11 protein-coding genes and 1 pseudogene are annotated in these 13,134 nt (G+C 45.0%); 3 read left to right on the forward strand and 9 right to left on the reverse strand.

What is annotated here, in order from left to right; genetic code table 11:
• Positions 1-116 precede the first annotated feature (116 nt).
• Together D368_RS02300 and D368_RS02305 are read right to left on the reverse strand one after the other, a co-directional pair.
• Entirely contained in the window at positions 117-1,556 is a 1,440-nt protein-coding gene (locus D368_RS02300) for a sensor histidine kinase (protein ID WP_101562577.1), read from the reverse strand.
• A complete protein-coding gene (locus D368_RS02305) occupies positions 1,553-2,275 on the reverse strand; it encodes a response regulator transcription factor (protein ID WP_128574518.1) in 723 nt (240 codons plus the stop codon). Before D368_RS02305 ends, D368_RS02300 begins: the two co-directional genes overlap by 4 nt.
• 242 nt (positions 2,276-2,517) lie before the next feature.
• On the opposite strand from D368_RS02305, the gene D368_RS02310 reads away from it, so the two are divergent.
• The 3 genes from D368_RS02310 to D368_RS02320 are packed head-to-tail and all read left to right on the forward strand — an operon-like array spanning position 2,518 to position 4,934.
• Positions 2,518-3,399 carry an ABC transporter ATP-binding protein gene (locus D368_RS02310; RefSeq protein ID WP_128574519.1) on the forward strand — a complete coding sequence of 294 codons (882 nt, stop codon included), beginning with the start codon at positions 2,518-2,520 and terminating at the stop codon, positions 3,397-3,399.
• A gap of 25 nt (positions 3,400-3,424) precedes the next feature.
• Positions 3,425-4,183, forward strand: coding sequence for an ABC transporter permease (locus D368_RS02315; protein WP_007614844.1), 759 nt, complete (start codon positions 3,425-3,427; stop codon positions 4,181-4,183).
• A 16-nt stretch (positions 4,184-4,199) separates the two neighbouring features.
• Positions 4,200-4,934 (forward strand): ABC transporter permease, encoded by a 735-nt coding sequence (locus D368_RS02320; RefSeq protein WP_486129190.1) that lies wholly within the window; start codon positions 4,200-4,202, stop codon positions 4,932-4,934.
• Between the two features lie 318 nt (positions 4,935-5,252).
• On the opposite strand, the gene iolJ is transcribed toward D368_RS02320, so the two are convergent.
• The 7 genes and pseudogenes from iolJ to iolD form a co-directional block, all read right to left on the reverse strand.
• The gene (gene iolJ / locus D368_RS02325) at positions 5,253-6,125 is read right to left on the reverse strand and encodes a 6-phospho-5-dehydro-2-deoxy-D-gluconate aldolase (protein WP_071392486.1); all 873 of its coding nucleotides are present in this window, start codon (positions 6,123-6,125) and stop codon (positions 5,253-5,255) included.
• A 2-nt stretch (positions 6,126-6,127) separates the two neighbouring features.
• Positions 6,128-6,970: a 2-keto-myo-inositol isomerase gene (gene iolI / locus D368_RS02330; protein WP_012118841.1), complete on the reverse strand. Its 843-nt coding sequence runs from the start codon at positions 6,968-6,970 to the stop codon at positions 6,128-6,130.
• 87 nt (positions 6,971-7,057) lie between these two features.
• Positions 7,058-7,927 carry a sugar phosphate isomerase/epimerase family protein gene (locus tag D368_RS02335; protein WP_014306128.1) on the reverse strand — a complete coding sequence of 290 codons (870 nt, stop codon included), beginning with the start codon at positions 7,925-7,927 and terminating at the stop codon, positions 7,058-7,060.
• Positions 7,928-7,944: 17 nt separating this feature from the next.
• Positions 7,945-8,979, reverse strand: coding sequence for a bifunctional inositol 2-dehydrogenase/D-chiro-inositol 1-dehydrogenase (gene iolG, locus D368_RS02340; RefSeq protein WP_128574520.1), 1,035 nt, complete (start codon positions 8,977-8,979; stop codon positions 7,945-7,947).
• Positions 8,976-10,295 carry an MFS transporter gene (locus tag D368_RS02345; RefSeq protein WP_128574521.1) on the reverse strand — a complete coding sequence of 440 codons (1,320 nt, stop codon included), beginning with the start codon at positions 10,293-10,295 and terminating at the stop codon, positions 8,976-8,978. Before D368_RS02345 ends, iolG begins: the two co-directional genes overlap by 4 nt.
• Before the next feature lie 12 nt (positions 10,296-10,307).
• Positions 10,308-11,204: a myo-inosose-2 dehydratase gene (gene iolE / locus D368_RS02350; protein WP_004393234.1), complete on the reverse strand. Its 897-nt coding sequence runs from the start codon at positions 11,202-11,204 to the stop codon at positions 10,308-10,310.
• Positions 11,205-11,219: 15 nt separating this feature from the next.
• A pseudogene (gene iolD, locus D368_RS02355) lies at positions 11,220-13,132 on the reverse strand (3D-(3,5/4)-trihydroxycyclohexane-1,2-dione acylhydrolase (decyclizing)).
• Positions 13,133-13,134 lie beyond the last annotated feature (2 nt).

Below are 13,134 nucleotides of genomic sequence, written 5' to 3' on the forward strand. Positions count from 1 at the left end.
AGCCATCATTATTTGATGCCCCCATCATAATGCTTTCATCGCTTCTCTGCAACATGAGAAAGCGGGCCTTTATAAAAGACCCGCTTCACCCTTTCTCAACGTAAGATAGATTATTTCTAATTGACATTGTTATACTTAGATGGCGGCTTCGGAAAGGTAATTTTAAATCTTGTGCCAACTCCCGGCTGACTGTATATATCAATATTTCCACCATGCGCCTTGATAATTTGCTGAGCAATAGCCATTCCTAATCCAGTCCCGGAGTTATTTGACGAAGCGCTTATCCCTCTGAAATACCGATCAAATAAACATTCAACCGTCTCTTCGTCCATTCCTATCCCATCGTCTTCTATTGTAATTTGTATTTCGTTGTCATGTAACACGTCCTGATATAATATGACCTTTATTTTAGTGCCCGGAGGATTATGTTTAATACAATTAGCAATCAAGTTTTCAACTGCGCGCTTTAGGTACCTTTCATCCATATTAAAAAGTATCTTATTGTGACTGGATTCTAAAGCGAATCTCTTATTTTCTGACTCCGGTAGCAACTTCATTTTTTCTAAAGTGTCATGAATTACTTTCACTACGTTTTTTTCTTCAAGATGGATTGGAAGCGACTCATTTTTCAATTGAAAAGTTAAGTTGAAATCTTCAATCAGCTTTTCCATATATTCGACACGTTCTTCCATTATTAAGGAAAAATCACGCACTTGCTGATTTTCCCACTCATATTCATTTGAAGATAAAAGAACCGTATATCCCTTAATAACCGAAAGAGGGGTTTTTAAATCATGTGAGACACCGGCCATCCACTCTTCTCGTGTCTTTTCCAATAATTCTCTTTCAGCCTTATTCCTTTGAAGCGTTGAGGTAAGTTCAGACAGAGCCTGCATTAATTCTTGATAGGTCTTATATCCAGATTTATTATGTTTATATTTGCTTGAATGAAACTTCCGATCATAAGGTTCTTCATATTTTTCTTTAGATAAATTCTCAATCCAAGATACAATAAACAGCAGGGGAGCACCTAGTTTTTTTCCGTAAAATATTGCAATTACAATCCCTGCCATAATAATAGAAACAATCCACAAGTTATTCACCCAATAGAAAAAAGGGTTATTTTTTTCCATCGGCTTTCCCAATACCCACGTTAAATCATGGTTGTTTTTCGTTTCGTACCACGTAGATAATTGATAACCTTTTTTGGCAGGGTACATGTAATCTGATATTAACTCTCCAAGAATATAATGCTTAGGTATATTTTTAGGTTTATTAAAAGAAAAAACCTCATCTCCTTGTTCATCTAAAATTTGAATCCACATCCGGTTCTCTAATAAATCTTCTTTTGCTTTCGTGTTTATTGAAAATTGTTTATCTCCAACAACTGTTTGGGCAACAATTTTTTTCAAGGATAATTGTGGGGTTTCCATTTTATTTTGACCTAAGACGAGGCTGAAAAATATGATACTGCCCACCATGAGCAGACCCCAAATAAACATGAGTAAAAAAAGTCTCGATACGAAGTAAAATGCTATCCTATTTCTCAGCTTCACAATAACTCCTCATCTATAGGCTCTGCTTCAAATATATAGCCCTGTCCTCGAACTGTTTTTATCCCTCTTGGTCTGCTCGGGTCTTCCTCTAATTTTTCACGTAATCGTCTTACATGTACCATTACAGTACTATCTCCGCCATAAAACTCCCCCCATACATCTTTATAAATTTGGTGTTTACTTAAAATTTGATTGGGATGTTCACAGAAATAAATCAGAAGTTTCATTTCCTGAGCAGGGCAATCGATTCTTGTCCCGTTAACAACAAGTCTTCCGGTATTGGGATCTATTTTAAAGTATTCATAATCGTATACCTGTTTTAGAGGGTAAGAAGAAGAGAGCTGAGTCGTTCTCTTTAATTGGGCTTTTACACGAGCTACGATTTCCAGTGGATTAAATGGTTTAGTAATATAGTCATCTCCCCCAAAACTAAACCCTTGCAATTTATCTAAATCTGTTGTTTTTGCTGTTAAGAAGAGTATCGGCACATTTGTATGGGAGCGTATTTTGCTGCATAAGGTGAAGCCATCAGTGTCCGGAAGCATGACATCTAATAAAATAATATTTGGAAGTTCCTGATCGATTTTCAGAAGGGTTTCGCTCCCTGTCATAGCTGTGGAAATATTGCTGAAACCTTCCTTTTCAAAGCAAGTTATTAATAAGTTTAAGATATGTTCGTCATCATCCACCATGAGGATTTTGTTCTCTTCTAAAGTCATAAGTTATCCTCCTTTTTATTTCTTATTTTATATGAGATCAAGGACATAAAGGTCAGAAAAGGAAAGAATTTAACTTTCGTTAAGGGTTCAGAATATTCTTTTAATATTTTAACCTTGATATTCAGGGATCAATATAACTACATACAGAAAATAAACAATGGATGTCGTTAAGTGAATGTTTAGGAAGAGTTTCGTTTGTGTTTAAAGAACATCGCTTATGATAAAAGTGAGGTGAGAGACAAATGAATGATCAAATAGTGGTAACACACGATCTAACTAAAAAGTATAAAAAGCATACTTCAGTTGATGGATTAAACTTAAGGATTAGGCGCGGCGAAATTTATGGTTTTCTTGGACCGAATGGTGCTGGTAAAACAACAACCATCCGAATGTTATTAGGTTTAATTAAACCAACAAAAGGAAACATCGAAATCTTTGGCCAAAACCTAAACAAGAATCGTTTGCAGATATTGCAAAGAATCGGGTCACTGGTAGAATCTCCAACTTATTATGGTAATTTAACCGGTTACGAAAACTTAGAAGCTGTTAGGAGGTTAAGAGGGCTTCCGGAACAACGGGTCAATGAAGTATTGGAAACTGTAAGGTTATCTAAAGTAGCAAATCGACTGACTAAGGAGTATTCCCTTGGAATGAAACAACGTTTGGGAATTGCAGTTGCCCTGTTAAGCAGTCCTGATTTATTAATTCTGGATGAACCGACAAACGGTTTAGATCCATCCGGTATCCAAGAAATAAGAGAGTTAATTAAAGAATTGCCTAAATCGGGAATGAGTGTCGTTGTATCCAGCCACCTGTTGAGTGAAATAGATCAAATGGCTACTCAAGTGGGGATTATAAACAATGGGAGGATGATTTTCCAGGACTCAATTGCAAGTTTACATCAAAAACGAAAACCACTATTAAAAGTCGGTGTTAGTGACGTAATCGAAGCAAAAACAATACTAAACAGGAAAGGATTAAAGGTTGATTTACAAAAAAATTATTTGTGGCTGTCTCAAACAGAACCGGAATTTGTTTCAGAAATCAATTCCATACTTCTTCATTCAGGGCTGTCTGTATTTCGACTTGAAGAAAAGACACGATCGCTTGAGGATATTTTTTAGAATTAACTGGTACAGAGGGAAGTCTATGAAAAAGTTATTATGGGCAGATCAATTAAAACTGAAACGTTCGTCGTTATTGATTGTAGTCTTATTGGTTCCCTTACTCATTATAGCATACGAGTTGGTGAATCTTACTTATCGATCTGAATACGTGGAAAAACAAGCTGAAATGTTCCATGCTGGGTCAATGTGGATGTATTTACTGTATGATAACAGTTTGTTATTTGGTCTAGGTTTTCCATTAGCCGCCACACTTTCTGCGTCAATAATAGCAAATATAGAGCATCAAGCAAACGGATGGAAGCAAACCCTTTCTTTTCCCGTATCTAGAATGCGAATTTATGTAAGTAAATTTATTTGCTTAGTAGTCAGTTTATTTATTTCGTCAACAATCTTCTTGCTCGGCATGGTACTGCTGGGCAAACTGGTAGGATTCGAAGGCAGTGTACCTTGGGGACTTTTGTTTGGAGATAGTTACAGCATGTTAGTTACAGTACTGCCTATAATGGCATTCCAGATATGGTTATCTATGGTGTTTAGCAACCAAGCATTCTCAATTCTTGTAGGATCAGTATCATCTATAATGGGTTTGTTTTTGGCTGCTGCTCAATCAACGAGATGGTTTCCGCTGGCTTATCCTAGTCAATCTTCGACAGTCATTCTGCAGTATGAAGGTATAGGATATAACCCAGATCTTTCATCTTACCTTTGCATTAGCCTTTTCTTAGGGATAATTATATTATTTCTAGGCTCTATTCATTTTGCTAAACGGGATGCTTTGTAAAAAGGAGGCGAAATACTTGAAAAACATTTTATTTGTAGAACGTTTAAAGCTTAGGCGATCAAAGTTATGGATCATCTATTTACTAGGGCCTTTGTTAGGTGTATCCCTGGCATACACTAACTTTATTAAAAACTATAACCTTTTTATGAATCCTGGAGACAATCCCTGGGTAGAGGCTTGGACACAAGTGGCCTTATTTATGGGCCCTTTTGTATTGCCTATCGTAGTGGGAATTTTCGCCGCCCTTGTTTGCAGGGGGGAACATGTAGGAGGCGGTTGGAAACAGCTTCTAGCCTTACCAGTTAAACACTCAGATATCTTTCTGGGAAAGTTTCTAACAGTGGTCCGCATGATATTCATTAGTATGTTCATTTTAATCCTCTTATTTATTGGATTCGGTTATATGTTAGGCATAAGCGGGAGTTTTCCTTTACTTACAATTCTAGGATATGGAATTAGAGGGATCTTAGCTTGTTTACCATTAATTTTATTGCAGCTTATTGTTTCAATCAGGTCTAAAACATTTGGCATACCACTCGCTGTTAGCATTGTTTTTACATTACCGGCCATTATTATTGCCAGTACACCATTAGGTCAAGTATATCCATGGACACAGCCTATGTTAGCAATGTCACCCGCAGATGAATCACCGATTCAATCAAATTTCCTGTTTTACTCAATTATGGTAATAACCTACCTCGTTCTCTTGGTTTACGGAATAAGAAGTTTTACTAAACGAGACCTTACGTAGGGTATATACGGTCTAAACTTATGAGAATTCGAGACAAGGTAATAATTAAATCAGGACGAAAGACAAATCTACAAGACTTATAGATTATTATTTTAACTAAAAAGAAAGTTACCGAGGTCATCAATAAAGAAAAGGATAAGAACGAATTCTAGTTTTCATAACTATAGTAAACGAGGGGGCAAGCTGTATACAATTCGCTTGGATTGAAAGGGTCTGTAAAGGTTGAACAGGTTGATTTGATTGTGATACTTTGGTGAAACGCAAGAACGAAATAACCGGAAAGACGAAAGCACTCACGATGTTGTGAGTGCTTTTTCTTCAGCCGACCTGCTGTTTTACGGCTTTACCGGCTGATCCGAACTCTCTCATTTTGCTTCGCACCGTCTCTTCCACGGCTTCAATGCCGGGTGTCATGTAGCCGCGCGGTTCGTACAGATCGCCGTTTTCCTGAAACATGCGGCGTGTTTCGTCTGTCCAGGCTACCATACATTCCGTGTTGATATTGATTTTCGCGTGGCCGAGCGTGATGGCTTTTTTGATCTGATCCTGCGGAATCCCGGATGCTCCGTGGAGAACGAGGGGAATATCAGTCATGCGGGAGATAGCCGCCATTTCTTTAAATCCGAGATTCGGCTCGCCCTGATATTTGCCGTGGACGGAGCCGAGGGCGGCGGCCAGCGCGTCGATATTGGTTTCTTTCACGATCCGTTTACATTCGGCGATATCGGCATAGCGGACCCCGCCGACCAGCCCGTCTTCCATGCCGCCGACCGTGCCGACTTCTGCTTCTACTGAGACGCCGTGCTTTGCGGCATAATCGGCGACTTCTTTTGTCATCGCGATGTTCTCATCAATCGGATGATGGGAGCCGTCAATCATCACTGAGCTGAACCCGGCGTCAATGGCCTGTCTGCAGCGTTCCGCACTGCTTCCGTGATCAAGATGGAGCACGACGGGAACGGTAATCGACATTTCTTCCATTAACGCGCCGACCATGGCGGCAATCGTTTTAAACCCGCCTAAGTAATCGACCAGACGATCGGAAGCCGCGGCGATGACCGGCGATTGCTCCTTTTGCGCCGCTTGCAGAATCGCCTTCGTCCATTGGAGGCCGTTGATATTAAATTGGCCGACTGCATAATGCTCCCGTTTCGCTTCTGCAAGAAGATGTTTCATGGTGACAAAAGCCATGTTCACGCCTCCTTCATGAAGTATTTTGATACGACGGCTTCCGTTGTTTCCTTTGCCGTTTTGATCGTTTCCTCCGCAGTCAGCTTATAATATTCAGGTCTGAACAGCTCTACGGAGACAACATCATTGAATCCGATTTCTTTTAACGCTGACAGATGGGCGTCTAAGTCAATCGCACCCTGCCCAGGCCAGACGCGGTCTTCATCCGTTAAAAAGCCGATCGGAAAGTCTTCTGTATCGTCGATATGATAGATGAAAATTTTCTTTCCGTCCGCCTGCTTCAAGCTCTCAATATTGGAGCCCATCGCGTGGAAATGGAAGCTGTCAAACACCAGTCCGACATTATCGCGGCCGACAGCGTTCACGATGTCATACGCCTGTTCAAATGTATTGACCGTGCATTGCGGGTGGCCGACAAATTCAAGGGCAATGTTTACGCCGTACGGCTCCGCGATATCCGAAAGCTCAGTCAGCACCTCTGCGCTGCTCTTTTTAATCTCTTCTTTCAAGATTTTCCGCTCTGTCACAAGCGGCACGGCCACCACATATTTCACGCCGAGCGTCCTGCAGGTTTCCATCATGCTTTTGAATTCCGAAATGATTTCCCTATAGCCCTTCTCATCACGGTTGTTGAAGAAAACCAGGGCGTTCAGGGCAAGCGGTTTAATGTGATGGGTTCGAAAATATTCCGCCAGATCGGCCAGTGAATGGTCTTTTAAGTATTCCGGCAGCTTATCCATTGTGCGGATTTCAATATAATCATAGCCGTGCTTTTCGCACAGTTCTAAATCCTGTTTCAGGTTTGAATTCTCCAGCGTAGTCGCTTCATTAAAGCAAAGTTTCATGTCAGCCTCTCCCATCCGCATTTTCGATATGAAGGGAGTCCGGCTGGAGGGCATTTTTACTCCGATCCGCCGAACTCCATACTCAGCTTATGCCATACCCAGTTCTTCTTTTAATTTCTTAAGCATGATCCGGCTTGATTCATCCGCTCTTTCGCCGACCCAAGCAAACACGGCGTTCGTTGCAATTCCGTCGAATTTCATCTCTCTCATCTTTCTGAAAATCGTCTCAAAATCGACCTCGCCTTGCCCGATGTCCAAATGCTGGTGAACCGTTACTTTCGCATCAGGCGGATTGACGATGTAACGCAGGCCGTGCGCCGCTTTATGATTAAAAGTATCTGCAAATAAAACATGCGTGAGGCGGTCGCCGGCTTCATCAAACATGGTTTCGATATCGCCTTTGCCGTCATCATAGAAGAACGTATGCGCAGTCGAGTAGACAAGATTGATCCAATCCTTATCGAGCGCGCGGATCATATCCATCGCACCTTTGTGCGTTTCGATAAAATCGTATGGATGGGCTTGAAGGTTGAGTTTAACGCCTTCTTTTTCAAAGACGGGCAGCAGCTCATCCATGGATTTGATGAATTTTTCTTCACTTGTCAACGGATCATACTTTGAACCGCTGAATTCACTGTTCATCAAATCCACTTCAAGTTCAACCGCAATTTCGATCGCCCGTTTCCAGTTGCGCACGGCGGCCTGTCGGCGGTCTTCATCAGGACCCGCCCAGTGGTAAAGCGGAAGAAGAGAGGACAGCTTCACACCTGTATCCTTTAAAAGGCGCTTCAATTGTTTGATTTTTGCTGAATCGACTTTCGGATATTTATAGAAAGGACAAAAATCCTCACGCGGGGACAGTTCGATATATTCGTATCCGAGCTCCGCCGTTTTATAGACCATTTCCTCTAATGTTAAATCATCGCGGTACATGGATGGATCTAAGGCCAGTTTCATTTTTCACTCCCGATCTATTATTTGTTCACAGTCGTAAATGATTGATAGAATGCCGGTTTCTCTTGAAGCGCCACTGGCTCTTTCTGTCCGGATTCCTGAGCTTTTACGCACGCGTCTGTTGTCACCGCGGCAATATAACCGTCCCATGCCGTCGGACCGCTGACTTCGCCTTTTTTCCGGATCGAATCAATGAAGTCCTGAATTTCCACATCATACGCAGCCACAAATCGGCGCTGCCAGTCCATCAGAATATCGGTGCTGAATTTCCCTTCTTTTCTCAAGCTGATGCTTGACGGTTCCGGAAGCTTGATAACGCCGTCTTCCCCGACGATTTCACATTGAATGTCATAGCCGTATTTACAGTTCACGTAGATTTCGGCATTGATGACAATGCCGCCTTTTGTTTCGATGATGACCATCTGCGGATCTTTCAGATGCGGCAGCGCATTTTTTGATTTCTTCGGATAGATGACCTGTACGAATTCATAGTCGTCATTGACGAGCCAGTGGAGAACATCAATTTCATGAACGAGCGTATCGACGACGGCCATGTCCGTTGAATAATTCGATGCGACTGTCGGGTTGCGGTGCGCACAGTGAATCATCAGCGGCTCGCCGACCGCACGGTTGTCGATCGCTTCTTTCAGCTGAACGTAACCGCTGTCATATCTGCGCATGAAACCTACCTGCACCAATCGTTTTCCCGTCTTCATTTCTTCCTCGACAATGCGCATACAGCCTTCTGCCGTTGTCGCAAGCGGCTTTTCACAAAACACGTGCTTGCCGTGCTGAATCGCTTTCAACACGCTGGATTCGTGAGCCGGGCCCCAGCTTGTCACTAAGACGGCATCCACATTTTCAGCAGCGAGGAGGCTGTCGTCATCAGGATAAACCGAGGCGTTCAAATTGAAATGCTGAACGGTCTGCTGCGCGGCCTCCTGATTCACATCTGTGACAGCGGTAATTTCCGCTCCGGACAGCTTATTTGTGATGCGGTTGATGTGCTCTTTTCCGATAGCACCGGTTCCGATAACACCTATACGTAAATTCATTGATCGCCACTCCTTCTGATAATCAAATAATGGTTCTCGTCTTTTTTCCCGCTGCCGTCCTGAGGAGCACCGTACAGTTCCTCCTGTATCTGTTCAAGCGACTTGCCGGACGTATTCGGTGCGAAAACAAGCCCGATGATCATACTGGCCGTCACACATATGAGCAGAATACCGGCCATAAAACCGATGCCGAATTGTGACATGATGACCGGCACAAATAAACTCCAAATGCCGATTGAAATACGGACGAGAAAGAACATGAGCCCTTGTGCTGACGCTCTGTGTTCTGTCGGGAACAGCTCGCTTGCCCACAGCTGGTAGTTCGCCTGCTGGCCGGCTCCGTTATTGATGCCGATCGCTAAAACAAACAAAAGCAGCATCGGGAGCCCCTGAAACGGCAGCAAAAACAGCGACCAGCCGACAACAGCCATAAAGGCGCAGATTCCGAACACCGTTTTCCGATATTGATCTGCAAAAGGCATGAAGATACAGGCGACGCCGAGACCGGTGAAGATAAACAGGGCCATCTGCAGAATGTTGGCCGTATTTGCGGATACGCCGCCGACCTGCTGGTAGATATACGGCATGAAGAATCCCATGACGCCCGCGGCGAGATTCCATACGAGAAACACACCCATTAAAAACAAAATGTTCTTGAAAAATTTCGGCTGAAGCAAGTCAAAATAAGATGTTTTTTTCACGGCGGCAGGCCGCTCTTCACTGTTTTTCCAGGCATCCGACTCAGGTAAACGCTTTCTTATCACATATGTGATCAGGGCGATCACCAATAGATGCGCAAAGACAATTTTATTTCCTAAAAGCCCGAGGTCACCGACCAAAACGGATAACAGCAGAACCACAACGGCTCCGGCGGCCCACGCCACCTGCGCCACTCCGCAATGCCTCGCCCGGTTTTTCTCAGGGGCGTTTTCCGCGATAATGGTCCATGAAGCCGTAATATCCGCTCCTACAGAAATCCCGATAATCATGTATCCGCATAACAGCATGGGAAAGTTGAATCCAAACAAAACCAAACAAATTCCTAAAGCGTAGACGAGCATACTGTTTGTATATACAGCTTTTCGGCCGACCTTATCAGCCAAATACCCGCCGAGCAGCGCTCCGACGGCCGCTGATATCGCGTTTGCGCTGAAGGCGCCGAGCAATCCGATCTGACTGTCGGACAGCTTCAAATAGCTGACCCACATAGATAAACCCGCTGATCCTGCAACGATGGAACCTGCATCAATGTAATTTGCTAATGCTGCGGCGATGGTCCTTTTGCTGAAAGCTGATTCCGCCTTGGCACGATTCATATAAGTCCCCCTCTAATTTGCAGGATCAAGCAGTTCACTGTCGATGTACTTTCTCGCAATCAGCGCGTACTCAAGCGGATTGGCGACTGCCGGGTCTTGTTCGGCTTCAATGACGATCCAGCCTGAATAATCATGACGGACGAGCGTTTGGTACACTTCGGTAAAATCGATGCATCCGTCTCCGGGCACCGTAAAAATGCCCTGTAAAAACGACTGCCTGAATGACTTGCCTTCCTGTCTGCACCGCTCCATAATGTCAAACCGCGCGTCCTTGAAATGAACGTGTCTGATCCGATCCATATGCTTGTTGAGAATCGTCATATAGTCTCCGTCCGAGATATAGGCATGGCCGGTATCATAAAGTAAATGGACATACCGCGGGTCCGTTCCATCCATCAGCCGGTCAACTTCTTCCGCCGTCTGGACGCCTGTGCCGAGATGATGATGAAACGTGAGCTCCAGCCCGTATTCGTCAGCGATTTTCCCGAGACGGTTCAAGCCTTGGCACAGTGTATCCCATTCTTCATTTGAGAAGTGCGGTTTTTTCTTAAATACATCAATATCCAAGCCCTGGACACTGTACGTCTGTTCAGAAACGATGGCGGCATCCGCTCCGACTTTCTGCAAATAATCACAGTGTTCTGTAAATTGTTCAGCCGTTTTTTCAATACCGTCTTGAATGATAAAGCTGCTGAACCATTTCCCCGCAATCCGCAAGTTCCGGAGAGCCAGCTCCTTATTGAGGACGGAGGGTTCAGGGAAAAACCCTCCCACTTCCGTACCTTGAAAACCGGCGACAACAATATCGCTTAACAAATGCTGCAGCGTATTCCCGGCTCCGATCTCCGGCATATCGTCATTGCGCCACCCAATGGGAGCGATGCCCCACAGAATATTTTGTTTGCCCATCGTGATGCCTCCCCTCTAGTACTGCTTCGCAGACTTCAGCTTCATCTCTTTCGCTTCGTATGCGCGCTGAACGCTTTCCTGCCCCGACACTTCCGCCACGCCGACATGCCACCAGCTGTCATAGCCGTCCGTCATCGTTTTCGGCAGAACCTTCATTTCAATTAAAGTGGATACCTCTTGCGTTTTCGCATCTTCAAGCGCCGCTTTCAGTTCTTCAACCGTATTGGCTCTGTATGTTTTAGCGCCGTAGCCCTCTGCCACCTTCGCGTAATCAACGTTTAAAATCTGATTGTCCTCTGTGCGGAACTCGCAAAAATAACTGCCGCTCCCGTGATCCATCTGCAGGTTGTTGATACAGCCGAACCCGGAGTTGTCAAAGAGCAGGACATTGATTTTTTGTTATATTGAAGCGCGGTAATCAGCTCTGAGTGCAGCATCAGAAAGCTTCCGTCGCCGACGAGTGAATAGACTTCTTTGTCGGGATGAGCCAGCTTGAGGCCGAGCGTGCCCGATACTTCATATCCCATGCAGGAATAGCCATACTCCAGATGGTACGTATTCGGGACGTTGGAATGCCATAGCCGCTGCAGATCCCCCGGAAGAGATCCCGCCGAACTGATGACGACGCTGTCTTCAGGAATCGTGTCATTGATGGTCAACAGCGCAGTTGTTTGCGGCAGCTCAGTCTCGAGCGCGTCGGCATACTCGTTTAACACGTCCTGTGAGAAATGGTTTTTAATTTCCGGCTTGAACGCGTCACGTGTAAAAGTGACCTTGCCGAGCCGGTCCCGTTCAGCCAGCCATTCATCTTTCCAGTCTTTAATCGCCGTGCCGAATGCACTTTTATATCCGTCTAATAAGCCGTGCAGCCTGCCGAGCGTCACTTTCGCATCGGCTACGACCTGAAACGCGTCAAGTTTGTATGCCTGCATGCGGCTGACATTGATATTCAAAAATTTTGCTTTGTCAAAATCAAACGCCGTTTTCGAGGATGTCGCAAAGTCCGTGTACCGTGTGCCGACACCGATGATCAGATCAGCCTGGCGGGCGGCTTTGTTTGCGGCGAGTGTGCCCGTGATGCCCATGCCGCCCAGATTGTTGGCAAAATCGGCTTCAACTGTTGACTTGCCGGCCTGCGTTTCGACAAGCGGAATGCCGTATGTTTCAGAAAGCGCGATTAATTCCTCACGCGCGCCGGAGTACTTCGCGCCGCCGCCCACTAAAATGACGGGACGGCTGCTCTCCTTAATTCTCTCCGCGGCGCCTTTCAGCTCACGCTCGCTCGGCTGCATCCGATCAATGTAATGAACACGTTTTTCAAAGAAGCTTTCATCAAAATCAAATGCTTCTCCCTCTACATCCTGAGAAATGCAGATGGTCGCCGGGCCCGCTTTTGCCGGATCTGTCATCACTTCAAATGCCCGGATTAAGCTGCTCATCAGCTGCTCGGGGCGGGTGATGCGGTCCCAATAGCGGGACACGGGCTTTAACGCATCGTTTGTTGTGACGGCGGCGCTGTATTCCTGCTCCACCTGCTGAAGCACCGGGTCAGGCTGCCTCGTCGCAAAGGTATCGGCCGGAAGCAGCAGCACCGGAATATGATTGGCCAGCGCCGTACCCGCGGCAGCCGTCAAGTTAGCGGCACCCGGACCGACCGATGTCGATACTGCGTAAATTTTTCTTCTCAGCATCTGCTTGCTGTATGCCATCGCGGCATGCGCCATGCCTTGTTCGTTTTTGCCTTGATAGACTTTCAGGTGCCCGGCGTCCTGCTCGAGCGCCTGCCCGATCCCCAACACATTTCCATGGCCGAAAATCGTGAAGATGCCCTCAACGAACGGCTCTTCTTTTCCGTCAACATGAATGTACTGCCGGTTCAAGAATTGAATCAGCGCTTGTGCTGTCGTTAAGCGAATGGTCTTACCCACAA

Source organism: Paenibacillus lentimorbus NRRL B-30488 (assembly GCF_000411595.1).
Classification (GTDB): Bacteria; Bacillota; Bacilli; order Bacillales; family Bacillaceae; genus Bacillus; species Bacillus velezensis.